Source organism: Nocardioides sp. BE266, assembly GCF_031457855.1.
Taxonomy (GTDB): domain Bacteria; phylum Actinomycetota; class Actinomycetes; order Propionibacteriales; family Nocardioidaceae; genus Nocardioides.
Window position 1 is genome coordinate 517,986 of the sequence record NZ_JAURTI010000001.1, and the last position, 23,551, is coordinate 541,536.

The following is a 23,551-nucleotide window of genomic DNA, read 5'->3' on the forward strand; positions in this document are numbered from 1 at the left end:
CTCACTTCACCTCAGGAGATCACATGTCTGTCCACGTCGTCACCGGAGCCGGTCCCGTCGGCTCGACCGTCGCCCTCCAGCTCGCCGAGGCGGGCGAGCAGGTCCGCCTGCTGACCCGCTCGGGCAGCGGCCCGGTCCACCCGCTCATCGAGCGTCGCAAGGTCGACGTCTCCCAGCCCGGGGCCCTCACCGAGGCCTTCGACGGAGCGGTTGCCGTGCACCACTGCATCCACGGGTCGGCGTACGCCGCCAGGGTCTGGCGCGCGGAGCTCCCGAAGGCCGAGCTCGCCGTCCTCGAGGCCGCCGGCCCGGTCGGCGCGGTGGTCGTCTTCCCCGAGAGCCTCTACTCCTACGGCCCGGTCGACGGTCCGATGACCGAGGCCACGCCCCGCAACGCCAGCGCCGGCAAGCTCGGGGTCCGAACGGAGCTGCTCGCCCAGCGCGAGGCCTCGGCGACCCCGACCGTGAGCGTCGCGGCGTCCGACTTCTACGGGCCGCTGGTCCGCAACGCCCACGCCGGTGAGCGGATGGTGCCGACGGTGCTCGCCGGGAAGACCATGCGGGTGCTCGGAAGCCCCGACCAGCCGCACGCGTTCACCTACGTCCCCGACCTGGCGAAGGCGATGATCACCGCGGCGGCCCGCGGGGACCTCTGGAACTCGTTCCTCCACGCCCCGACCGCGCCTGCCGTCACCCAGCGTCGACTGGTGGAGCTGACGGCGCAGACGGCCGGCGTCTCGGTGCCGAAGGTGTCGTCGATCCCGCCGTGGGTCCTGCGCGCCTCGGGCGTGGTCTCGCGGGAGATGCGCGAGCTGGCGGAGACGTCGTACATGTTCACGGCGCCCTTCGTGCTCGACTCGAGCGCCAGCGAGCAGCGCCTCGGCCTCGCCCCCACACCGATCTCCGACGGTCTCGGCGCGACCGTCGCCTGGTGGCGGGAGCAGCAGCACGCCGCCGCCGCGTGACCGGCGTACGGACGAGTAACCCAGGTCACACGCGTCACTCGATAGGTTGCGGCCCATGTTCTCCAAGGTGCTCGTCGCCAACCGCGGCGAGATCGCAGTCCGGGCCTTCCGTGCCGCGCGCGAGATCGGCGCGCGCACGGTGGCCGTCTTCCCCCACGAGGACCGAGGGTCCGAGCACCGGATGAAGGCCGAGGAGGCCTACCAGATCGGTGAGGTCGGCCACCCGGTCCGGGCCTACCTCGACCCCGAGGCGATCGTGAAGGTCGCCGTCGAGTGCGGTGCTGACGCCGTCTACCCCGGCTACGGCTTCCTCTCGGAGAACCCCGCGCTCGCCGAGGCGTGCGCTGCCGCCGGCATCACCTTCATCGGCCCCAGCGCCGAGGTGCTCACCCTGACGGGCAACAAGGCGCGGGCGATCGCGGCGGCCAAGGCCGCCGGCGTACCGGTGCTGGAATCGGTGCCGCCGTCGACCGACGTCGAGGAGCTGCTGAAGGCCGCTGAGGCCATCGAGGCACCGCTCTTCGTGAAGGCCGTCGCCGGTGGCGGCGGGCGCGGCATGCGTCGCGTCGACACTCCGCTGACAGAAGACGGGGGCGCCGCCCTGCGCGAGGCCATCGAGGCTTGCATGCGCGAGGCCGAGGGCGCCTTCGGCGACCCGACCGTCTTCATCGAGCAGGCCGTCGTCGACCCGCGCCACATCGAGGTGCAGATCCTGTCCGACGGGACCGGCACCGACGACGGCGTGATCCACCTCTACGAGCGCGACTGCTCGGTGCAGCGCCGCCACCAGAAGGTCGTCGAGATCGCCCCGGCACCGAACCTCGACCCCGAGCTCCGAGACCGCATCTGCGCCGACGCGGTGCGCTTCGCCCGCGAGATCAGCTACAAGAACGCCGGCACCGTCGAGTTCCTCCTCGACCCGTCCGGCAAGTACGTCTTCATCGAGATGAACCCCCGCATCCAGGTCGAGCACACCGTGACCGAGGAGGTCACCGGCGTCGACCTCGTGCAGTCGCAGATGCGCATCGCCGCCGGCGCCACGCTCGCCGACCTCGAGCTCACCCAGGACTCCGTCGCCCCGCGCGGCTTCGCGCTCCAGTGCCGCATCACCACCGAGGACCCCGCCAACGGCTTCCGGCCCGACACCGGCAAGATCACGATGTACCGCTCCCCCGGCGGTCCCGGCGTGCGCCTCGACGGCGGCACGACCTACACCGGCGCGGAGATCAGCCCCCACTTCGACTCGATGCTCGCCAAGCTCACCTGTCGCGGTCGCACGTTCGAGGCCGCCGTGCAGAAGGCGCGCCGCGCCCTGCTGGAGTTCCGCATCCGCGGCGTCTCCACCAACGTCGGCTTCCTGCAGGCCGTGCTCGCCGACCCCGACTTCGCGGCCGGCGGCGTCACCACCTCGTTCATCGAGGACCACCCGCAGCTGCTCAAGGCCCAGGTCGGTGGCGACCGGGCGACCCGCCTGCTGGAGTTCCTCGCCGACGTCACCGTCAACCAGCCGCACGGCGCCGCGCCGGTCACGGTGACCCCGGTCAGCAAGCTCGCGGAGCTCGACCGCTCGCAGCCGGTGCCCGACGGCACCCGCCAGCTGCTGCGCGAGATCGGCCCCGAGGAGTTCGCCCGCCGCCTGCGCGCGCAGAAGAACGTCGCGGTCACCGAGACCACCTTCCGCGACGCCCACCAGTCGCTGCTCGCCACCCGGGTCCGCACCCGCGACCTGCTCGCGGTCGCCGACCACGTCGCCCGCACGACGCCGCAGCTGTGGTCCGTGGAGTGCTGGGGCGGGGCGACGTACGACGTCGCGCTGCGCTTCCTCAACGAGGACCCGTGGGAGCGGCTGGCCGCCCTGCGCGAGGCGATCCCCAACATCGGCCTCCAGATGCTGCTCCGCGGACGCAACACCGTCGGCTACACGCCCTACCCGACCGAGGTAACCGAGGCCTTCGTCCAGGAGGCGGCCGAGACCGGCATCGACGTCTTCCGCATCTTCGACGCCCTCAACGACGTCTCCCAGATGCGTCCGGCCATCGACGCGGTCCGCTCTACCGGCACGTCGGTCGCCGAGGTCGCGCTCTGCTACACCGGCGACCTCTCCTCGCCCGATGAGAAGCTCTACACGCTCGACTACTACCTCCGCCTCGCCGACCAGATCGTCGAGGCCGGCGCCCACGTGCTGGCGATCAAGGACATGGCCGGGCTGCTCCGCGCGCCCGCCGCCCGCACCCTCGTGACGGCGCTGCGCGAGCGGTTCGAGCTGCCCGTACACCTCCACACCCACGACACCCCTGGTGGCCAGCTCGCCACGCTGCTCGCGGCCATCGACGCCGGGGTCGACGCCGTCGACGCCGCCTCCGCCTCGATGGCCGGCGGCACGTCGCAGCCCGCGCTCTCCGCGCTCGTCTCCGCGACCGACCACTCCGAGCGCGAGACGGGTCTCTCGCTCGCCGCGGTCAACGCGATCGAGCCCTACTGGGAGGCCGTGCGCCGCGTCTACGCGCCGTTCGAGTCGGGGCTGCCCGCGCCCACGGGCCGCGTCTACCGTCACGAGATCCCCGGCGGCCAGCTCTCCAACCTGCGCCAGCAGGCGATCGCGCTCGGCCTCGGCGAGCGGTTCGAGCAGGTCGAGGACATGTACGCCGCCGCCAACGACATCCTCGGCAACGTGGTGAAGGTGACCCCGTCGTCCAAGGTCGTCGGCGACCTCGCGCTCGCCCTGGTTGCGGCCAACGCCGACCCGACGGCGTTCGAGGCCGACCCGGCGTCGTACGACGTCCCGGACTCGGTGATCGGGTTCCTCAACGGCGAGCTGGGCGACCCGCCCGGCGGCTGGCCCGAGCCGTTCCGCAGCAAGGCGCTCGCCGGCAAGACCTGGAAGCAGCCGGTCGAGACCCTCACCGAGGAGCAGCAGGCCAGCCTCGGCAACGACCGCCGCGCCACCCTCAACGAGCTGCTCTTCCCCGGCCCGACGGCGGCCTTCCACGAGTCCCGCGAGAAGTACGGCGACCTGTCCGGCGTCTCGACGATCGACTACCTCTACGGCCTGCGCCGCGGCGAGGAGCACCGCGTCCGGGTCCGCGAGGGACGCGAGATGCTCTTCGGCCTCGAGGCGATCAGCGACCCCGACGAGCGCGGCTTCCGCAACGTGCTGGCGACCGTCGACGGACAGCTGCGCCCCGTGCAGGTCCGCGACCGCGGCATCTCCGCCGACGCCGCCTCCGCCGAGAGGGCCGACCCGAAGACGCCGGGCCACGTCGCGGCGCCGTACGACGGCGCGGTGACCGTGACCGTCGCCGAGGGCGACGCGGTCGAGGCCGGCCAGACCGTGGCGACGATCGAGGCGATGAAGATGGAGGCCTCGATCACCGCCCCCGTCTCCGGCACGGTCCAGCGGCTCGTGATCCCGTCCACCAAGGCCGCCGAGGGTGGCGACCTGGTGCTGGTGATCGGCTGACCGGCTAGACCCTGCACCTGCCCCCTGCGGTCGCGAAGACCGCGCGGCAGGCGGGCAGGGGCGTGCCCGCGGAGGCGGCCGACCAGACGGTCTGCACGGCGCGGGCCACGAAACCCGGCACGTCGTCGTGCATGGCGTGACCGGAGCCGAGCCCGATCGCGTGGATGCCGTCGGTGGTGGCGCGCGCCAGCCGGTCGTGGGCGCGGTACCAGGGGCCGATCCACGACTCCTTCGAGTCCTGGCTGATCACCGCGACCGGCAGGTCGCCGAGGTCGAGCCCGGCGAGCTCCTCGGCGACGACCTCCTTGTGGATCGTGCGGCCGCCCTCCCGCCACATGAATCCCCGGTCGTTGAGCGGCCCGGCGACGAACTGCTCGCGCACCGACGGGTCCTCGAGCACCAGTCCGGCGAGGTCGTCGGGGAAGTCCTTCGCGTAGGCCTGGGCGACCAGCCCGCCGTAGGACCAGCCGAGCACGACGTAGGGCGGCTCGACGCCCGCCGCCGACAGCGTCTTGCGCAGGTCGGCCGCCGCCGAGCCGGGTGACGGGTCCGGGTCGTTCTTCGCGAGCGGCGGGCTCAGCCCGATGCCCGCGCGGTCGTAGAAGCACGCCGTGGTGCCCTCCGCCAGCCGGTCGCGGAGGTCGGCGAACGTGCCACCCGACGTGTTCAGCCCGGCGACGAGCACGATCGCGGGACCACCCTCCCCCGCGCAGTCGAGGTGCAGGCCGGCCGGGTCGGCCGCAGTCTCGGACGTGGCGGGCTCCGAGGTCGGCGCCGGGCTCTCGGAGGCCGGCGGGTCGGCGCTGTCCGACCCCGCCGAGGTGCACCCGCTCGCCAGCAGCACGACCGCCACTGCGCACGCCCAGGCCCTCATGGCCCCAGTGTGCTCCGCTCAGGGCTGGTTGAGCACCAGGGCGTCGGGATCGGGCTCGGCGTAGTCCGTGACCTCCGGCTCCTGGCCGGTGATCTGCCGGAAGACCTCGGCGGCCACGGCCCGCATGCCGTTGATCTTCGGGTGGAACGGCGCGGCGATCCCAGCCCGGAACCGCGGTCCGTTGACCCAGGCCCTGCCCTTGGCGCACACGTCGTGCCCCTCCGACACGGCCTCCATGTCGACGTACGACGCCCCTGCCGCCGTCGCGCCCTTCTCGAGCGAGTCGTTGAGCACGCCCGCCACGTCGGTGACGGGGCCGAGCAGGTCGGGCGAGGCGCCGACGGCCGCGCAGGTGCCCTCGGTCGGGAGGATGTCGGGGTAGCCGACGACCAGCACCTTGGCGTCCGGCGCGATCTCCAGGATGTTGCGCACCGCCTTCTCGACGCGCCCCGCGACCTTGCGGGCGTCGGCCTCCAGGTCGTCGACCGGGCACGCGGCGCCGTCCTGGCAGCGGATCAGCGAGTCGTAGATGGCGAAGTCGTTGCCGCCGATGCCGAGGGTGACCAGGTCGGTGTCGGCCGAGACGGCGTCGAGCTGCGGGCGCGTGGTGTTGCCGTCGAACATCCGCATCCGGGCATAGAGGTCGGCGGTGGTAGCGGCGGAGCAGGAGACGTCGGTGTAGCTCGCGACGTCGAGCCAGTCGGCCAGGAACGCCGGGTAGTTGTCCTTGGAGCGGGCGCAACCGGTGGGGTCGGTGCGCATCGTGCCGATGAACGGGCCCGCGGAGAACGAGTCACCGAGTGCGACGTAGTCGATGTCGGTGGTCACCTCGGTCTCGATGACCGGGTCGGGCAGGCTGGAGCCGCCGTCGGCGGCCTGCCCGCCCTCGCAGCCGGTCATGACAAGGGGCAGGGCCAGCGCGGCCAGCAGCACAGCACCCCTCACTGGCGCGCCGGCCCCTTCTGCCGCGGCGTGACGGCGAAGGTGAACCAGTCGGAGTAGAGCCCGAAGGTGGAGCGGACGGTGGCGCCGTCGACGCGCGCCGTGCCGGTGGTGCCGATGAAGGCCATGTCGGTGACCCGGCCGCCCCAGTCGCCGTTGCCGTCGCGCGTGGTGACCTCGATGCTGGTCAGGTCGCCGATGGCCGGCCAGTGCTTCTCGACCTGCGTGTCGTCGATGGTCGCGGTCCAGGTGGAGTACTTGGGGTTGGCGACGCCGTCGTAGGGGTCGGCCTGCGCCACGAGGTAGGGCACCGAGCCGGCCGAGGAGAAGCCGCCGTTGCTGGCGGAGAACTGGGTGAACGCGGGACGGCCGTCGTAGTGCAGGCCCTGCTTGGCCGTCGCCTTGATCGCGGCGTCGGCGGCGGGGTGCTCGACGTCGGCACCGCCGTAGACCTGGCACAGGCTGGTGTCACAGAGGTCGTAGTGGGGCGCGGAGGGGTGTGAGCGCTCGAAGGCCGCGTAGGTGCGGGCGGCGACCGACTGGGCGCTCACCGCGGCGGGCTCCCACACCGCCGGCACCTCCTGGGGCACGACGCCGCGCAGGTAGGCCTCCATCGAGAGCCGGTTGACCGTCTGGCGCTTCGCCCCGGCGCGAGGGGCGACCGACTGGAGGGTGCCGCGGTAGTCGTGGCGCCCGCCCGGTGCCACGAGGGTCAGCAGGCCGGTGACGGAGGAGAACTCGGCCTCGCCGGGGACCTTCTTCCACGTCCGCCAGCGCGGGCCCTTGGTGTACTGCACGAGGGTGTCCGGGCCTTGCGCGACCAGCCGCCACTTGCGGGCCGCGATCGGCGGCACCCGCCACGTGCGGTGCCGCTCGAGGCTGGTGACCTTGATGCCGCGCTGGGTGACCACCTGGACGTCTCGGCCGGTGTCGGCGGTGATCAGCACCCGGATCTTGCCGGTGATCGCGCCCCACGTCGTGCCGGGGTAGTAGAACTCGTCGATCTGCTGCCACGTCAGCCCCTGGAGCGCGGCGCCCTGGGCGCCGTACTGGGAGAGGCCGTGGCCGTGGCCGAAGCCGTGGCCGGTCACCGTGATCGCGGTGGAGCCGGGCGTGGCCCACGTCTCGACCTTCTTGCGCGGCGCAGCGGCGTCCGCGGGCAGCACCGGCAGCAGCAGCGCGCTCAGGACGAGCGCGAGCAGGATGCGGGAACGGGTCATGTCGGTGGCTCTCCCCCGAGGATCGAACGAGCAGAACCACCGAGCGTACAGGCGGTCGATGACGTCCGGACCCGGACCGGCGATCCCGGGAGAAGGGCGTGCGAGCGTGCGAGACTGCGGGCATGTTCGGGGGACGAGCACGGCGCCGCGAGGAAGAGCTCGCCGCAAAGGACGCGTGGCGCGTCGCGCGCCGGATCATGGACGAGGACGTCACGGTCCTCGGCGAGCAGGTCGCCGAGCTGCACGTCGACACCCTCGCCGACGACCTCGACCCGGTCGCCCGCGACCACTACCGACGCGCCCTCGAGCACTACGACCGGGCCACGCGCGCGCTGGCCGACAGCGAGACCGCCGCCGACGTCCTCGCGATCGAGCAGGTCGTCGCCGACGCCCGCTACCACCGCGCCGCCGTGCTCGCGGTCCGCGACGGCGAGCCGCTCCCCGAGCGCCGCGAGCCCTGCTTCTTCAACCCCCAGCACGGTCCGTCGAGGCAGGACGTCGAGTGGGCGCCGCCGGGCGGCACGGCACGCTCCATCCCCGTGTGCGCGGCCGACGCGCGTCGGCTGGCAGCCGGCGAGGAGCCGCTGGTCCGGATGGTCCGGGTCGGCGACCGCTGGGCGCCCTGGCACGAGACCGGCGGCGTTGCCGCCGTGACGAAGCGGGCCCGCGCCGCGGTCACGCAGGGCCAGCACGGCGACGGCGCGCGTCGGGTGGTCGACCAGGCGGCCGCCGAGATCAGCGCCCGCAACGCGGGCGGTGCCGGCTACATCTGAGCCGGCGCCTCAGACGCGGTGCAGGCGGCGGGCGGCCTCGGCGACCGACCCGCTCATCGACGGGTAGACGGTGAACGCGTGGGCCAGCTGGTCGGCCGTGAGCGACTCTGCCACCGCGATCGAGACCGGGTGGATCAGCTCGGAGGCGCGCGGCCCGACGACCACTCCCCCGACCACGATGCCGGTGCCGGGGCGGCAGAAGAGCTTCACGAAGCCGTCACGCACGCCCTGCATCTTGGCCCGGGCGTTGCCGGCCAGCGGGAGCATGACGACCTCGGCGGTGATCTCGCCGGCGTCGACGGCCTGCTGCGACCAGCCGACCGTGGCGATCTCGGGTGAGGTGAAGACGTTGGAGGAGACCTTCTTGAGGTCGAGCGGCGCGACCGCGTCGCCGAGGAAGTGCCACATCGCGATGCGTCCCTGCATCGCCGCGACCGAGGCGAGCATGAGCACGCCCGTGCAGTCGCCGGCGGCGTACACCCCGCGTGCGGTGGTGCGCGAGACCCGGTCGACAGTGATGAAGCCGCCGTCGTCGGTGGCCACCCCGGCGTCCTCGAGGCCGAGGTCGGCGGTGTTGGGGATCGAGCCGAGCGCGAGGATGCAGTGGCTGCCGGTGACCGTACGGCCGTCGGTCAGCGTCACCGTCACCTCGTCGCCCTCGCGGGTCACCGACTGCATCCGCGACTTGCCGAGCACGTTCATCCCGCGCCGGGTGAGCACCTCCTCGAGCACCGCCGACGCGTCGGCGTCCTCGCCGGGAAGCACCCGGTCGCGGCTGCTCACGAGCGTGACGTCGATGCCGAGCGAGAGGTAGGCGCTGGCGAACTCCGCGCCCGTCACGCCCGAGCCGACCACGATCAGCTTCTCGGGCACCTCGGTCAGGTCGTAGACCTGCTCCCAGGTGAGGATCCGCTCGCCGTCCGGCTGCGCGCTGGGCAGCGTGCGCGGCGCGGCGCCGGTCGCGACGATGATCGCGTCGGCCTGCAGCGTCTCCTCGCCGGCGTCGGTGGCGGCTACGACCGTGAGGTCGGGCCCGAGCCGGCCACGCCCCTTGAGGACGCGTACGCCGTCGCGGTCGAGGCGGGCGGCGATGTCGGTCGACTGGTCGGTCGCGAGCTGCTTGACGCGGGCGTTGACGCGGGCCAGGTCGACCACGATCGAGGTGGCGGCGTCGCCCTCGTGGTCGCGGAAGTTGACCCCGAGCTCCTGCGCCGCCGCCATGTCGGTCATCAGCTCCGACGTCGCGATCAGCGTCTTGCTGGGCACGCAGTCGGTGAGGACCGCGGAGCCGCCGACACCGTCGGTGTCGACGATCGTGACCTCGGCGCCGAGCTGCGCGGCGACGTGCGCCGCCTCGTAGCCGCCCGGTCCGCCGCCGACGATGACGATGTGATCCATGAGCCTCTGCTTCTTGATGGAGATGTGGGTCTCGATACGGCGAACCGCCTACTCGACCTGGCCGGGCCCACGCCGAGCGCTCGTGCCTCGCGCTCGGCTGCCCGTCACAGGTTGATCATGTGGCCGGAGATGCCGTGGATGGCCTCCTTGACCGCCTCGGTCAGCGTCGGGTGCGCGAACACGTTGCGGCCGACCTCGTCGGCGGTGAGGTCCCACTTCTGGGCCAGCGTGAGCACCGGGAGCAGCTCGGTCACGTCGGGGCCGATCATGTGGGCGCCGATGATCTCGTTGTGCTCGGCGTCGGCGACGACCTTCACGAAGCCGACGGCCTCGCCGAGACCCATCGCCTTGCCGTTGGCGGTGAACGGGAACGACGCGGTCTTGACGTCGTACCCCTTCTCCTTGGCCTGCGCCTCGCTGTAGCCGAAGGAGCCGATCTGCGGCATGCAGTAGGTGGCGCGCGGGATCATGTCGTAGTCGATCGGCATGGTCTCGGCGCCGTTGATGGTCTCCGCGGCGACGATGCCCATCGCCTCGGCGACGTGGGCGAGCATCATCTTGCCGGTGCAGTCGCCGATGGCGTAGACGCCCGGCACGTTGGTGCGCATGTAGTCGTCGATCTCGATCGCACCACGCTCGGAGACCGCCACGCCGACGGCCTCGAGGCCGTAGCCGTCGATGCGCGGGGCGAAGCCGAAGGCGGCCAGGAACTTGTCGGCCTCGAGCACCTGCTCGCTCTGCCCATCACTGGCACCGCCGGCCGGGGCGACGGTGACCTTGACGCCCGAGCCGGTGTCCTCGACGCCCTTCACGGCGGTGGAGGTCAGCACCTTCACGCCGAGCTTCTTGTAGTGCTTGGCGAGCTCCTTGGAGATGTCGGCGTCCTCGGTCGGGACCATCCGGTCGAGGAACTCCACGATCGTGACGTCGACGCCGAAGTTGGCCATCACGTAGGCGAACTCGACGCCGATCGCGCCGGAGCCGCCGATGACGATCGAGCTCGGGAGCTGGTCGGTGAGGATCTGCTCCTCGTAGGTGACGACGTTCTCGCTCAGCTCGACGCCGGGCACCAGGCGCACCTTCGCGCCGGCGGCGATGATCAGGTTGTCGAAGGTGTAGCGGGTCGTCTGCCCGTCCTTGTCCTTCACGTCGACGTCGTTGCGGCTCACGAGGGTGCCCCAGCCGTCGATCTCGGTGATCTTGTTCTTCTTCATCAGGAAGTGGACGCCCTTGACGATGCCGGCGCTCACGTCGCGGCTGCGCTTGTGCGTCGGGCCGAAGGCCATGGTGGCGTCGCCCTCGATGCCGAACTTCGCCTTCTCGTGCTGGAGCGTGTGCGCCAGCTCGGCGTTCTTCAGCAGGGCCTTGGAGGGGATGCAGCCGACGTTGAGGCAGACACCTCCCCAGTACTTCTCCTCCACCACGGCCACCTTCTGGCCGAGCTGTGCTGCGCGGATGGCGGCGACGTAGCCACCGGGGCCGGCGCCGAGGACGAGGGTGTCGAAGTGCGTGTCGGTCACGGGCCCAGCCTAGTTGTCCGGGCCACGGCGCCGACACCCGAGGTCGAGGCTCGATATCGTGTGGCCCGTGACGCTCTACGCCGCCTACGGGACGAACCTCGATCCCGCCCGGATGAGTGAGCGCTGCCCCCACTCGATCCTCCAGTCCACCGGCTGGCTCACCGGCTGGCGGCTCACCTTCGGTGGCGAGGAGCACGGCTGGGACGGCGCTCTGTCGACGCTCGTCCAGGACCCCTTCGAGCAGGTCTTCGTGGCGGTGTACGACGTCACGCCCGAGGACGAGCGCGCCCTCGACGGCTGGGAGGCCGCCGACAGCGGGCTCTACCGCAAGACCAAGGTGCGGGTGCAAACGATGACCGGCGAGATGGTCGTGTGGACCTATGTCCTCGACGCCTACGAGGGCGGCCTGCCCTCCGCGTCCTACCTCGGTGTCCTCGCCGACGCCGCCGACGCGGCCGGCGCGCCCGAGGACTACGTCGCCGCGCTGCGCCGCCGGGCGTGCCGCTCGACGGGCCTCTGACGGGCCTCTGACGGGCCTCTGACAGGGCGACCCGCTCCACCCCTGCGGGGGCACGGTGTGACCTAAGTCGCACTCGCGCGTTGAACCTGTACACGGCGTTCGCCGTCGGGCAGGGGTCGGCGGCGGACGTCGTGGTCGGGCGCGCCCGGGTCTAGAGTTCGCCCGTGACCGAGACCCAGACGCCGTACGAAGCCGCCACCTCCGCCGCCGCGAAGCTCGCCGAGCTGACCGGCGTGGAGCGCCACGACATCGCCCTGGTGCTCGGCTCCGGCTGGCTGCCGGCCGTCGACGCGCTGGGCGAGGCGACCGCCGAGATCGACACCACAGACCTGCCGGGCTTCAGCGCCGCCGCGGTCGCCGGGCACAGCGGCAAGATCCGCTCGATCCGCAGCGGTGACAAGAACCTCCTCGTCTTCCTCTCGCGCACCCACTTCTACGAGGGGAAGGGCGTCGCCACGGTGGTCCACCCGATCCGCACCGCGGCCGCCGCCGGCTGCTCGGCGATCGTGCTGACCAACGGCTGCGGCGGGCTCAAGCAGGGCTGGCAGCCCGGCCAGCCGGTGCTGATCTCCGACCACATCAACCTCACCGGCACGAGCCCGATCGTCGGCGCCAACTTCGTCGACCTGACCGACCTCTACAGCCCCCGCCTGCGCGCGCTGTGCAAGGAGGTCGACGAGACCCTCGACGAGGGCGTCTACGTCCAGTTCCCCGGTCCCCACTACGAGACCCCCGCCGAGGTCCGGATGGCCGGCATCCTCGGCGGCCACCTCGTCGGGATGAGCACCACGCTCGAGGCGATCGCCGCGCGCGAGGCGGGCATGGAGATCCTCGGCATCAGCCTGGTCACCAACCTCGCCGCCGGACTGAGCGGCGAACCGCTCAACCACGCGGAGGTCCTCGAGGCCGGCAAGGCCGCTGCCAGCCGGATGGGCGGCCTGCTCAGCCAGGTCGTCGCCAAGATCTGAGCGGAGCACGGGTCTGATGCGGGTCCTCGTCTCCGGCGCCGCCGGCAGCCTCGGCCGCGTGATCACCGTCGGCCTCGCCGACCGCGGGCACGACGTGGTCGGCCTCGACCTGGTGCCCGCGCCCGAGGGGACGAGCTTCCCGTGGCACGAGGCCGACTGCGCCGACGCCGACGCCGTCGCAGCGGTCTTCGAGGCTCTGTCCACCGGGGGCAGGCTCGACGCGGTGGTCCACCTCGCCGGCCTCCCCGAGGAGGTCTCGCTGCCGGGCGAGCTCACCTCCCACGTCATCACCACGGCCGCACTGCTCGACGCGATGGTCGCCCACCGGGTGCCGCGCCTGGTCTACGCCTCCTCCAACCACGCGGTAGGTCGCACGCCCCGGTCCGCCGGCGAGCTCACCGAGCACGCCCGGCCGCGCCCCGACACCTACTACGGCGTCGCCAAGGTCGCGGCCGAGGCGCTGATGCAGCTCTTCGCCGACCGCCACGGCATCGACGCGGTCTCCTGCCGCATCGGCTCCTTCCTGGAGGAGCCGACCACCGTGCGTGCGCTCGCCACCTGGTTGTCGTACGACGACGGGGTGCGCATGGTCGAGGCCGCGCTGACCACCCCGGCCCCGGGCTTCGCCGTCCTCTACGGCATCAGCGCCAACACCCGCGGCTGGTGGGACCTCGAGCCCGGCCGCCGCCTCGGCTACGAGCCGCTCGACGACGCCGAGGAGTTCGCCGACCGGATCGCGGCGCGCCCCGAGGACGAGGCCGAGGCGGAGTTCGTCGGCGGACCGTTCGCGACGGCGGAGTTCCATCGGCCGGCGCTCGGCGACTGACCGCCCACGCTTGACTTGGAGCGCACTCCAAGTCGGACACTGGTCGGATGACCAGCCTGAGCATCGCCGAGGCCGCCGAGCAGACCGGGCTCACCGCCCACACGCTGCGCTACTACGAGCGCGACGGGCTGCTGCTCCACTCGGTCGAGCGCGCGTCCTCCGGACACCGCCGCTACACCGACGACGACCTCCGCTGGATCGAGATGGTGACCCGGCTGCGGTCCACCGGCATGCCCATCCGCGACGTACGACGCTATGCCGCCCTGGTGCGCGAAGGCGACGGCAACGAGGCGGAGCGGCTGGCGCTGCTGCTGGCCCACCGCGAGGTCGTCGAGCGCCAGCTGGCCGAGGTCACCTCCCACCTGCGCGCCATCGACTACAAGATCGCGCTCTACGAGGGGAAGCTCACCCCGGCGGAGTGACGGGGCTTGACTTCGAGCGCACTCCAAGGCGAATGGTGGAGGGCATGACACAGATCCAGCACCGCACGCTCGGCACCACCTCCTCCCTCACGGTCAGCGCCCTCGGCCTCGGCTGCATGGGGATGTCGGAGTTCTACGGGACGCCCGACGAGCAGGGCGGCACCGACACCATCCACCGCGCGCTCGACCTCGGCGTGACGTTCCTCGACACCGCCGACATGTACGGCCCGTTCACGAACGAAAAGCTCGTCGGCAAGGCCATCGCGGGTCGCCGCGACGAGGTCCAGCTCGCCACCAAGTTCGGGAACGAGCGCCTGCCCGACGGCACCATGGTCGGCATCAACGGGTCGCCCGACTACGTCCGCAAGGCCTGCGACGACTCGCTCCAGCGCCTCGGCGTCGACCACATCGACCTCTACTACCAGCACCGCGTCGACAAGACCGTCCCGATCGAGGAGACCGTCGGGGCGATGAAGGAGCTCGTCGAGGCCGGCAAGGTCCGCCACCTCGGCCTGTCCGAGGCCTCGGCCGCGACGATCCGCAAGGCCCACGCCGTGCACCCGATCACCGCGCTCCAGACGGAGTACTCGCTCTTCACCCGCGACCTCGAGGACGAGATCCTGCCCACGATCCGCGAGCTCGGGATCGGCCTGGTGCCGTACTCCCCGCTCGGCCGCGGCCTGCTGACCGGTGCGATCAGCGCCGACACCGGCGCCGACGGCGAGGCCGACCGCCGCCGCTCGGAGTACTTCCCGCGCTTCCAGGGCGAGGCCCTCGACGCCAACCTCGTGCTGGTCGGCAAGGTGCGCGAGCTCGCCGCGGCCAAGGGCTGCACGCCCGGCCAGCTCGCGCTCGCCTGGGTGCTCGCCCAGGGCCAGGACGTCGCCCCGATCCCCGGCACCAAGCGCGTGAAGTACCTCGACGAGAACGTCGGCGCCGTCGACGTCGAGCTCTCGGCCGACGACCTGACCGCCCTCGAGCAGGCCGTCCCGCGCGACGCGGTCCAGGGCGACCGCTACGGCAGCATGGCCTCGATCGACTCCTGAGTCGATCACCGCGGGGGTCGGCCCGGGATCCGCCTAGGTGGCGGCGATGCCCACCCGGCCCTCGCGGAAGGCGTCGACGAAGAGCGCGTGGTCCTCGCGGACGCGGACGGCGTACTCGATGCCCCAGTCGCACAGCCAGGCGACGAAGTCGTTGCGTCGGCCCTGCAACGAGTCGGCGATCGCCGACTCGACCTGGAAGTCGACGAGGTCCTGCTTGCTGTCCTCGTCGGAGGCGCAGTGGATCTTCGCGGTGGCGCGACCGAGCAGGTCGACGACGGCCCGCATGTCCTCGGGCTCGTTGATCTCGGTCCAGTCCAGGTCGACCTCGTAGGGCGAGACCTCGGAGACGACATAGCCGGTGCCGCCGATCGAGGTGTGGCCGAGCAGCGGGTCGGTGTGCACCTGGAGCGCGCGCTGGCTGACGACCGTGCGGTGGCCCTCGTGCTCGAAGTAGGCGTCCACCTCCTCGGTGTCGACGAACCGGCTCAGCGCCGGCACGTTGGCCTGCTTCATGCTCAGCACGACGTCGTTGTCGAGGGCCTGGCTGTAGCCCTCCACCAGCACGTTGTACGCCGGCAGCCCGGCGCTGCCGATGCCGAAGCCGGACTTCCCGACGACGTCGCGCAGCTCGTAGAAGAGCTCGCGGTCGAAGCGCTTGGACTCGGGGATCGTGTCGAGGTAGCCGCGGAAGGCGGCGACGACCTCGGCCCGCTCGGAGCGCTTGAGCCGGCGCGTGGAGCCGTCCTCGACGAAGCGCCGGCGGCCGTCCTGCATCGCGGTCATCTGGTCGAGCAGGTCGGCGCGGCGCATCGAGCGGGCCTCGACGAGCGCCGTCAGCACCGGACCGTCCGCATTGTCGAGCCGGATCGCGAAGTCGTCCTCGTCGGACTGCACGTAGTGCGACACCTGGGCGAGGTAGGACCGGACGTAGCGGCCGATGAGCTTGCGGATCGCCTCCTCGGGCAGCGCCTTCTGCCAGGCGACGAGGGCGAGGCTCGCGGCGAAGCGCTGGAGGTCCCACGTGAAGTGGCCGAGGTAGGCCTCGTCGAAGTCGTTGACGTCGAAGATCAGCCGGCCGTCGGAATTGAGGTAGGTGCCGAAGTTCTCCACGTGAAGGTCGCCGTGGATCCAGATCCGCTCGGCGCCGTGGTCGGCCCAGTCGTCCTGCTCGGGCGTGACGTCGTTGTAGAAGAGGCACGCGGTGCCGCGGTAGAAGGCGTGCGGGTCGCGGGCCATCTTGCGGTACTTCGCGCGGAACGCGGCCGGGTCGGCGCGCATCAGCGGGGCGAAGGCGTCGCGCAGCACGTCGACGATGGTGTCGGTCCGGTTCGTGGGCACCCCGCCAACCTAGCTGGGGCCCTGCCTCTAGGTTGGGCCCATGGCAACCACACAACTGGGTGACAACACCGTCAACACCGTCGGCGAGCTGCCCGCGGTCGGCTCGCAGGCCCCCGGGTTCGACCTGGTCGGGCTCACGTTCCAGCCCCTCACCGATGCCGACGTCGCCGGCAAGCGCGTCGTGCTCAACATCTTCCCGAGCATCGACACCGGCGTGTGCCAGGCGAGCGTGCGCACGTTCAACGAGCTCGCCTCCGGCCTCGAGAACACGGCCGTCGTCAACGTCTCGGTCGACCTGCCGCTGGCCCAGGCCCGCTTCTGCGGCGCCGAGGGCATCGACAGCGTCGAGGTCGGCTCGGCCTTCCGCTCCTCCTTCGGGCAGGACTACGGCGTGGCGATGGCCGACGGCGGCTGGCAGGGCATGCTCGCCCGCGCGGTTGTGGTGCTCGACACCGACCGCACCGTGCTCCACACCCAGCTGACCGACGCGATCGGCCAGGAGCCCGACTACGACGCCGCGGTCGCCGCGCTGTCCTGACGGATCAACCGGTGCGACCTGCGAGCCCGCGCTCGCAGCCCCGCATCATCTGCTCGTGGTTCCACCGCAGCACCGGCCCCAGCACGCGCGACACGCTGGCCAGTGCGCGGTGGGCCACGACCACGGTCTGCTCGTAGACCAGGTGCGTGTCCGCACCCGCCGCGCGCACGTGGAACGCCGACCACCCCTCGAGGTCGCCGCTGATCGCGCTCCGCAGCACGTCGGGGCCCCGCTCCTCCGCGTGCAGCACGAGGTCGAGCGTGTAGGGCAGCACCGACCGGCACAGCACCCGGGCCGTGTCGTCGTCGATCTTGGCGACCGCCAGCACCTGGGGCCACCACTCGGGGTAGAACTCGAGGTCGAGCAGCACCTGGCGTACGGCGTCGGGCGCAGCCGCCACGTCCCACGCGCGCTCGAACCGGAAGGTCGTCATCGCCGCGACGCGAGCCAGTCGTGCTCGACCTGGGGCAGCACCCGCGCGTCGAGGAAGACCTCGGCGAGCTCCTTGTCGCCCATCGCGGCGCGGAAGAACATCGGCACGGTGAGCCCGTGCCCGGGTCGGTGCACGACCTCGATCGGGTCGTCGCGCTCGATCACCCCCGCCTCGCGGACCGCGAGGTAGGCGCCGGTGCGGCCGTGCTCGGCGAAGCGTCGTACCCACTTCGGCTCGCCCATGTGGGCCGCGAACGTGGCGCACGGGACGCGCGGACCGCACACCTCCAGCAGGGTCAGCCCGACCCGCCACCGCTCGCCCACCTCGGCGTCGTCGACGTCGAGGCCGGACGTCGTGAGGTTCTCGCCGAACATCCCGTCGGGCAGGTCACGGCCGAGCTCCTTGCCCCAGAGGTCGAGCTCCTCGCGCGCGACGGCGTAGACCGCCTGGGTCTCACCGCCGTGGTGCTTGCGGCTGCCGATCGCGTCGTCGACCACTCCGCTGCCGAGACCCCCGTGCTTGGGCCCGGGGTCGCGGACCTCGATCCGGTCGACGGGGCGCTTGCGGATGCCCGAGGGGTGGCGCACCCCGGGCACCGACTCGAGGGAGCCGGCGTTGACGGAGCGGATGGTCGCGGTCACGGCGCCACGCTAGCCGGGGCCGGCGAGGCCACGCCTCCCGATACAGGGTGATCGGCACGTTCGAGGAGCCCGCGAGCCGCCAGACGGCTCAGGGATTCCACGATCCCCCGACGTGCGAACCCCGCCCGCCCTAGTGTCGGCGCCATGGGGGAACGGGTAGCGGTCTACATCGACTTCGACAACGTGGTGATCTCGCGCTACGACCACGTGCACGGCGAGGGAGCGTGGCGCGAGGACGACGCCCGAGCCCACGCGATGCGATCCGGCTCGGAGGACCCCGTCGACCAGAAGCTCACGGCCGCGAAGGTCGACCTCGCCGCCATCATCGACTTCGCGACCTCGTTCGGTGTTGTCGCGATGACTCGCGCCTACGCCGACTGGTCGGTGCCGGCCAACGCGGCATACCGACGAGACCTGATCAACAGGACCGTCGACCTCGTCCAGCTCTTCCCGGTGTCGGGAACCAAGAACGGTGCCGACATCAGGCTCGCGGTCGACGCCGTGGACGACCTGGCGCGCCACACCGACATCACGCACGTCGTACTCGTGGCAGGTGACTCGGACTACGTGCCGCTGGCCCAGCGCTGCAAGCGTCTGGGTCGGAGTGTGGTCGGCATCGGAGTTGCGGGGTCGACCAGCCCGGTGCTGGTGAGCGCCTGCGACGAGTTCGCCAAGTACGAGGAGCTGCCCGGGGTCAAACCAGTCGCAGGTGGGGTCGCGGCCTCCCAGACGACGACTGCGGAAAAGACCACCACCAAGGCCACGGCGAAGCAGGTCAACCCGGCCAAGGCGGGCGCCTCATCGCCTGGCAGCGACACTCCCGAGCGCATCGCGGCGTCCGCCCTCCTCGTCCGCACCATGGGCGTAGCCAAGAAGGACGACGACGGTTGGGTCTACGCCGCCGCGCTGAAGAGCCAGATGAGACGGATCGACCCAGCGTTCGACGAGAAGACACTGGGCTTTGCCTCGTTCAAGGGTTTTGCTGAGTCCTGCTCGACCGTCGTGGAGACCAAGCTCCGCGACACCCATCAGCTCCTGCGTCTTCGCTAGCCGTGCTGCCCGGACATCAGGAGTCGCCGGTGTGGCAGACCGCCTCGATGTTGTTGCCCTCGGTGTCGCGGACGAAGGCGCCGTAGTAGCCGGCGTGGTACTCCGGCCACAGGCGCGGCTCGTGGAGCGACTCGGCTCCGGCGGCGACGGCCTCGGCGTGGAAGGCGCGGACGGTCGCGGCGTCGGGCGCGCTGAAGGCGACGTGGACCTCGCGGTTGTCGCCGACGCCCTCGAAGGTGCTGATCCAGAAGTCCGGACCCTCGGTGCCGTAGCCGATGGCGACCTCGACGTCCATGATCGGCCGGTGGCCGAGGACCCCGAGGACCCGGTCGTAGAACGCCGCCGCGCGGCCCAGGTCGGTGCAGTTGATGCCCAGGTGATCGATCATGACGGGATCGTGCCACCACCCGCCGACAAGGCGGCCCTGATCGGGCGTTCGACGATGTCGAACGGTCGCGGTGGTGGTGTGGCGGTCGTCACTCGCATCCTCGGGAGATCTCGTCGCGGCCCTGGCCGCGACCCTCTACCGGAAGGGAGAAGAACGCGTGCTCACCGACATCTTTCTGCCCGAGGTACTCGGGACGGCCACGCTGCTGCTGCTCGGTTGCGGCGTCGTGGCCAACGCCGTACTGCCACGCACGAACGGCAACGGCGGAGGCTTCTTGATGATCAACTTCGGCTGGGGGATCGCCGTCTTCGCCGGCGTCTTCGTGGCCTACAAGTCCGGCGCCCACCTGAACCCCGCCGTCACGCTCGGGCTGCTTGCGTCCGGCGCCGACCTGTCGCTCGCCGACGTCGTGACCTACATCGCCGGCCAGATGGTCGGTGCCTTCCTCGGCGCCGTGCTGGCGTGGATGGCCTACAAGGAGCACTTCACCGACGAGGACGCCGCTGCCGAGGACAAGCTGGCGGTCTTCAGCACCATGCCCGCGATCCGCAGCTCGGCGTGGAACCTGGTGACCGAGGTCGTGGGCACCTTCGTGCTCGTCTTCGTCATCATCTCGTTCGGCAACACCCCCAGCGAGCTCGGCCCGCTGGCCGTTGCGCTGCTCGTCGTCGGCATCGGCGCCAGCCTCGGCGGTCCGACCGGCTACGCCATCAACCCCGCGCGCGACCTCGGCCCCCGCATCGCGCACGCCGTCCTGCCGATCCCGAACAAGGGGTCGAGCGGCTGGTGGTACGCGTGGGTCCCCGTCGCCGGCCCCGTCGTCGGCGGAGTCCTCGGCGGCCTGGTCGCCGGCGCCGTCGGCTACGTCTGAGCCCCAGCCCCGCACACCTCCACACACCACGACCCACCGAAGGAGCACCTCATGGCAGACAGCACCTACATCCTCGCGATCGACCAGGGCACCACGTCCACCCGCGCGATGATCTTCGACGCGCAGGCCACCGTGGTCGCCGTCGACCAGGTCGAGCACGAGCAGATCTTCCCGCGCGCCGGGTGGGTCGAGCACGACGGCATCGAGATCTGGGACAACACCCGCAAGGTCATCGGCGGCGCCCTGGCGAAGGCCAACCTCAACAGCGGCAACATCGCCGCGGTCGGCATCACCAACCAGCGCGAGACCGCCATCGTCTGGGACAAGAAGACGGGGAAGCCGGTCTACAACGCCATCGTCTGGCAGGACACGCGCACCCAGAAGATCGTCGACGAGCTCGCCAAGGACGGCGGCGTGGAGCGCTACAAGAAGGTCTGCGGCCTGCCGCTGGCGACGTACTTCTCCGGGCCCAAGGTGCGCTGGATCCTCGACAACGTCGAGGGCGCGCGTGAGAAGGCCGAGGCCGGAGACCTGCTCTTCGGCAACACCGACACGTGGGTCCTGTGGAACCTCACCGGCGGCGCCGACAACGAGGGCGTCCACGTCACCGACGTCACCAACGCCAGCCGCACGATGCTGATGGACCTCTCGACCCTGTCGTGGGACGAGTCGATCGCTGACGACATGGGCATCCCGATGTCGATGCTGCCCGAGATCCGCTCCTCCTCGGAGGTCTACGGCGAGTGCCGTCCGGGCGTGCTGAAGGGGACCCCCGTCTCCGGCATCCTCGGCGACCAGCAGGCGGCGACCTTCGGCCAGGCGTGCCTGGAGAAGGGCATGGCCAAGAACACCTACGGCACCGGCAACTTCATGCTGCTGAACACCGGAACGGAACAGGTGCCCAGCGAGAACGGCCTGCTGACGACCGTCTGCTACAAGGTCGGCGACCAGGATCCCGTGTACGCGCTCGAGGGCTCGATCGCGGTGACCGGCTCGCTCGTGCAGTGGATCCGCGACAACCTCGGCATGATCACCAGCGCCCCGGAGATCGAGCAGCTCGCCACGACCGTCGAGGACAACGGCGGCGCCTACTTCGTGCCCGCGTTCTCGGGCCTCTTCGCGCCGCACTGGCGCCCCGACGCCCGCGGCGGCCTCGTCGGCCTGACCCGCTACGTCAACAAGGGCCACATCGCGCGCGCCGTGCTGGAGGCGACCGCCTTCCAGACGCGCGAGGTGCTCGACGCGATGAACGCCGACTCGGGGGTCCCGCTCACCGAGCTCAAGGTCGACGGGGGCATGGTGGTCAACGAGACGCTCATGCAGTTCCAGGCCGACATCCTCGGCGTGGACGTCGTACGCCCCAAGGTGGCCGAGACGACCGCGCTCGGAGCGGCGTACGCCGCCGGGCTCGCCGTGGGCTACTGGGACAGCACCGACGACATCACGGCCAACTGGGGAGAGGACAAGCGGTGGACGCCGCAGATGGACGAGGGTGAGCGCGAGCGGCTCTACCGCAACTGGAAGAAGGCTGTCAGCAAGACCCTCGACTGGGTCGACGACGACGTCGAGTGAATCCACGGGGCACGGACGCAGCGAGAAGACAGTGAAGGAGACGACGTGATCACGACCCGACCCCTGGACCCCGGCTTCCGCGAGCAGGCCTGGCAGGCACTCGACGGCGGCCACTTCGACCTGGTGGTCGTCGGCGCCGGAGTGACGGGTGCGGGCATCGCCCTGGACGCCGCGACGCGTGGGCTGAAGGTGGCGCTGGTCGAGCAGGCCGACCTGGCCAGCGGCACCTCGTCGCGGTCCTCGAAGCTCTTCCACGGCGGCCTGCGCTACCTCGAGCAGCTGAACTTCGGCCTCGTCCGCGAGGCGCTGCGCGAGCGCGAGCTGATGCTCACCCGGCTCGCGCCGCACCTCGTCAAGCCCGTGTCGTTCCTCTATCCGCTGAGCCACCGGGTGTGGGAGCGCCCCTACGTCACGGCCGGGCTGACCCTCTACGACCGGATGGGCGGCGCACGATCGGTGCCCGGCCATGCCCAGCTGTCGCGTCGGGGCGCCCTGCGCCTGGCCCCCGCGCTGCGCCCGGACGCGCTGGTCGGTGCCCTGCGCTACTACGACGCGCAGGCCGACGACGCCCGCCACACCATGATGCTCGCCCGCACCGCGGCGGCCTATGGTGCGACGGTGGCGACGTCCGTGCAGGTCACCGACTTCGACCAGGTCGGCGAACGGGTCGTCGGGGTGCAGCTCAGGGACGTCGAGACGGGCGCGACCTGCTCGGTGCGCTCCTCGGTGGTGGTCAACGCGTCGGGGGTCTGGACCGACTCCGTGCAGGCGCTGTCCGGCGCCGGGGGCCGCTTCCGCGTCCGGGCCTCCAAGGGGGTGCACCTCGTCGTGCCGCGACACCGCATCCCCTCGGAGACGGGCCTCATCCTGCGCACCGAGAAGTCCGTGCTCTTCGTGATCCCGTGGGGCACCCACTGGATCGTCGGCACCACCGACACCGACTGGAACCTCGACCTCGCGCACCCTGCGGCGAGCCGCTCCGACATCGACTACATCCTCGACCACGTCAACACCGTGCTGGCCTCGCCGCTGACGCACGACGACATCGAGGGGGTGTACGCCGGCCTGCGACCGCTCCTGTCGGGTGAGAGCGACTCGACCTCGCAGCTCTCGCGGGAGCACGCCGTCGCCCGGTCGCAGCCGGGCCTGGTCTCGGTGGCGGGCGGGAAGTACACCACCTACCGCGTGATGGCCGCCGACGCCGTCGACCTCGCCCGCGAGGACCTGCCGGGCGTCGTGCCCGACAGCGTCACCGAGGACATCCCGCTGCTGGGCGCCGAGGGCTACGCGGCCCTGGTCCACCAGCTCCCCCAGCTCGCCGCGCGCAGCGGGCTGCCCGAGTGGCGGGTGCGCCACCTGCTCGACCGCTACGGGTCGCTCGTCCACGAGCTCTTCGCCCTCGCCGACGCCGAGCCCGACCTGTGGGAGCCCGTGGCCGACGCCCCGGAGTACCTCCGCGTGGAGATCCGCTACGCCGCCACGCACGAGGGCGCCCTGCACCTCGACGACGTACTGGCCCGGCGCACGCGCATCTCGATCGAGACGCCCGACCGCGGCGTCGCGTGCGCGGCGGAGGCTGCCGCGCTGATGGGCGCCGCGCTGGGCTGGGACGCCGAGCGCACCGACGACGAGGTCGATGCGTACGCCGCCCGCGTGGCGGCCGAGCGGGAGTCGCAGCGTGCCGAGCACGACCTCGACGCCAACGCCGAACGGCTGGTCGCGCCCGACATCCGCAGGCGGTCCGTGGGACGTGCCCTGTCGTGAGCGTCCTCGACGTCCCGTCCTC

At 71.6% G+C, this 23,551-nt stretch carries 22 protein-coding genes; 13 read left to right on the forward strand and 9 right to left on the reverse strand.

The window, feature by feature from the left end:
- Nucleotides 1–23 precede the first annotated feature (23 nt).
- Both J2X46_RS02550 and J2X46_RS02555 read left to right on the forward strand, forming a co-directional pair.
- A complete protein-coding gene (locus tag J2X46_RS02550; RefSeq protein ID WP_310246517.1) occupies nucleotides 24–965 on the forward strand; it encodes an NAD-dependent epimerase/dehydratase family protein in 942 nt (313 codons plus the stop codon).
- A 55-nt stretch (nucleotides 966–1,020) separates the two neighbouring features.
- A complete protein-coding gene (locus tag J2X46_RS02555; RefSeq protein ID WP_310246520.1) occupies nucleotides 1,021–4,425 on the forward strand; it encodes a pyruvate carboxylase in 3,405 nt (1,134 codons plus the stop codon).
- Nucleotides 4,426–4,429: 4 nt separating this feature from the next.
- On the opposite strand, the gene J2X46_RS02560 is transcribed toward J2X46_RS02555, so the two are convergent.
- Genes J2X46_RS02560 through J2X46_RS02570 form a run of 3 tightly spaced genes read right to left on the reverse strand, consistent with a single transcriptional unit; the run spans nucleotide 4,430 to nucleotide 7,461 of the window.
- Complete coding sequence (locus tag J2X46_RS02560) at nucleotides 4,430–5,299, reverse strand: alpha/beta hydrolase (RefSeq protein WP_310246524.1); 870 nt, start codon at nucleotides 5,297–5,299, stop codon at nucleotides 4,430–4,432.
- Between the two features lie 18 nt (nucleotides 5,300–5,317).
- Nucleotides 5,318–6,244, reverse strand: coding sequence for an SGNH/GDSL hydrolase family protein (locus tag J2X46_RS02565; RefSeq protein ID WP_310246527.1), 927 nt, complete (start codon nucleotides 6,242–6,244; stop codon nucleotides 5,318–5,320).
- Nucleotides 6,241–7,461 carry a SpoIID/LytB domain-containing protein gene (locus tag J2X46_RS02570; protein WP_310246529.1) on the reverse strand — a complete coding sequence of 407 codons (1,221 nt, stop codon included), beginning with the start codon at nucleotides 7,459–7,461 and terminating at the stop codon, nucleotides 6,241–6,243. Before J2X46_RS02570 ends, J2X46_RS02565 begins: the two co-directional genes overlap by 4 nt.
- A 122-nt stretch (nucleotides 7,462–7,583) precedes the next feature.
- Between J2X46_RS02570 and J2X46_RS02575 the strand changes: the two genes are divergently transcribed.
- Nucleotides 7,584–8,234: a hypothetical protein gene (locus J2X46_RS02575; protein WP_310246531.1), complete on the forward strand. Its 651-nt coding sequence runs from the start codon at nucleotides 7,584–7,586 to the stop codon at nucleotides 8,232–8,234.
- Nucleotides 8,235–8,243: 9 nt separating this feature from the next.
- Here J2X46_RS02575 and J2X46_RS02580 read toward each other — a convergent pair whose 3' ends face one another.
- Nucleotides 8,244–9,632 carry an NAD(P)H-quinone dehydrogenase gene (locus J2X46_RS02580; protein ID WP_310246533.1) on the reverse strand — a complete coding sequence of 463 codons (1,389 nt, stop codon included), beginning with the start codon at nucleotides 9,630–9,632 and terminating at the stop codon, nucleotides 8,244–8,246.
- Between the two features lie 104 nt (nucleotides 9,633–9,736).
- On the reverse strand, nucleotides 9,737–11,152 hold the full coding sequence (lpdA, locus tag J2X46_RS02585) for a dihydrolipoyl dehydrogenase (RefSeq protein ID WP_310246535.1): 1,416 nt from the start codon (nucleotides 11,150–11,152) through the stop codon (nucleotides 9,737–9,739).
- 67 nt (nucleotides 11,153–11,219) lie between these two features.
- Between lpdA and J2X46_RS02590 the strand changes: the two genes are divergently transcribed.
- The 5 genes from J2X46_RS02590 to J2X46_RS02610 all read left to right on the forward strand — a co-directional run bounded on the left by J2X46_RS02590 (nucleotide 11,220) and on the right by J2X46_RS02610 (nucleotide 14,934).
- Nucleotides 11,220–11,672 carry a gamma-glutamylcyclotransferase gene (locus tag J2X46_RS02590; RefSeq protein ID WP_310246538.1) on the forward strand — a complete coding sequence of 151 codons (453 nt, stop codon included), beginning with the start codon at nucleotides 11,220–11,222 and terminating at the stop codon, nucleotides 11,670–11,672.
- Between the two features lie 164 nt (nucleotides 11,673–11,836).
- Entirely contained in the window at nucleotides 11,837–12,640 is an 804-nt protein-coding gene (locus J2X46_RS02595) for a purine-nucleoside phosphorylase (protein ID WP_310246539.1), read from the forward strand.
- 16 nt (nucleotides 12,641–12,656) lie between these two features.
- Nucleotides 12,657–13,466 carry an NAD(P)-dependent oxidoreductase gene (locus J2X46_RS02600; protein WP_310246541.1) on the forward strand — a complete coding sequence of 270 codons (810 nt, stop codon included), beginning with the start codon at nucleotides 12,657–12,659 and terminating at the stop codon, nucleotides 13,464–13,466.
- A 47-nt stretch (nucleotides 13,467–13,513) separates the two neighbouring features.
- Nucleotides 13,514–13,888, forward strand: a complete 375-nt coding sequence (locus tag J2X46_RS02605) for a MerR family transcriptional regulator (protein WP_310246544.1) — start codon at nucleotides 13,514–13,516, stop codon at nucleotides 13,886–13,888.
- 44 nt (nucleotides 13,889–13,932) lie between these two features.
- Entirely contained in the window at nucleotides 13,933–14,934 is a 1,002-nt protein-coding gene (locus J2X46_RS02610) for an aldo/keto reductase (protein WP_310246546.1), read from the forward strand.
- A gap of 33 nt (nucleotides 14,935–14,967) precedes the next feature.
- On the opposite strand, the gene J2X46_RS02615 is transcribed toward J2X46_RS02610, so the two are convergent.
- Complete coding sequence (locus J2X46_RS02615) at nucleotides 14,968–16,272, reverse strand: DUF2252 domain-containing protein (RefSeq protein ID WP_310246548.1); 1,305 nt, start codon at nucleotides 16,270–16,272, stop codon at nucleotides 14,968–14,970.
- A 40-nt stretch (nucleotides 16,273–16,312) separates the two neighbouring features.
- Here J2X46_RS02615 and tpx point away from each other — a divergent pair, with 40 nt between their 5' ends.
- Nucleotides 16,313–16,810 (forward strand): thiol peroxidase, encoded by a 498-nt coding sequence (tpx, locus tag J2X46_RS02620; protein WP_310246550.1) that lies wholly within the window; start codon nucleotides 16,313–16,315, stop codon nucleotides 16,808–16,810.
- A gap of 4 nt (nucleotides 16,811–16,814) precedes the next feature.
- On the opposite strand, the gene J2X46_RS02625 is transcribed toward tpx, so the two are convergent.
- Nucleotides 16,815–17,243 carry a polyketide cyclase gene (locus J2X46_RS02625; protein ID WP_310246551.1) on the reverse strand — a complete coding sequence of 143 codons (429 nt, stop codon included), beginning with the start codon at nucleotides 17,241–17,243 and terminating at the stop codon, nucleotides 16,815–16,817.
- Complete coding sequence (locus tag J2X46_RS02630) at nucleotides 17,240–17,884, reverse strand: MOSC domain-containing protein (protein WP_310246553.1); 645 nt, start codon at nucleotides 17,882–17,884, stop codon at nucleotides 17,240–17,242. The genes J2X46_RS02625 and J2X46_RS02630 overlap by 4 nt, the downstream gene beginning before the upstream one ends.
- Nucleotides 17,885–18,028: 144 nt before the next feature.
- On the opposite strand from J2X46_RS02630, the gene J2X46_RS02635 reads away from it, so the two are divergent.
- Entirely contained in the window at nucleotides 18,029–18,934 is a 906-nt protein-coding gene (locus J2X46_RS02635; protein WP_310246555.1) for an NYN domain-containing protein, read from the forward strand.
- Nucleotides 18,935–18,950: 16 nt separating this feature from the next.
- Here J2X46_RS02635 and J2X46_RS02640 read toward each other — a convergent pair whose 3' ends face one another.
- Nucleotides 18,951–19,322: a VOC family protein gene (locus J2X46_RS02640; protein WP_310246556.1), complete on the reverse strand. Its 372-nt coding sequence runs from the start codon at nucleotides 19,320–19,322 to the stop codon at nucleotides 18,951–18,953.
- A gap of 157 nt (nucleotides 19,323–19,479) precedes the next feature.
- Between J2X46_RS02640 and J2X46_RS02645 the strand changes: the two genes are divergently transcribed.
- From J2X46_RS02645 to J2X46_RS02655, 3 genes are read left to right on the forward strand one after another with little or no spacing between them, the layout of a single operon-like run.
- The gene (locus J2X46_RS02645) at nucleotides 19,480–20,193 is read left to right on the forward strand and encodes an MIP/aquaporin family protein (protein ID WP_310246557.1); all 714 of its coding nucleotides are present in this window, start codon (nucleotides 19,480–19,482) and stop codon (nucleotides 20,191–20,193) included.
- 51 nt (nucleotides 20,194–20,244) lie between these two features.
- On the forward strand, nucleotides 20,245–21,765 hold the full coding sequence (gene glpK / locus J2X46_RS02650; RefSeq protein WP_310246559.1) for a glycerol kinase GlpK: 1,521 nt from the start codon (nucleotides 20,245–20,247) through the stop codon (nucleotides 21,763–21,765).
- Nucleotides 21,766–21,810: 45 nt separating this feature from the next.
- Nucleotides 21,811–23,529, forward strand: coding sequence for a glycerol-3-phosphate dehydrogenase/oxidase (locus J2X46_RS02655; RefSeq protein WP_310246560.1), 1,719 nt, complete (start codon nucleotides 21,811–21,813; stop codon nucleotides 23,527–23,529).
- The last annotated feature ends 22 nt before the right edge of the window (nucleotides 23,530–23,551 follow it).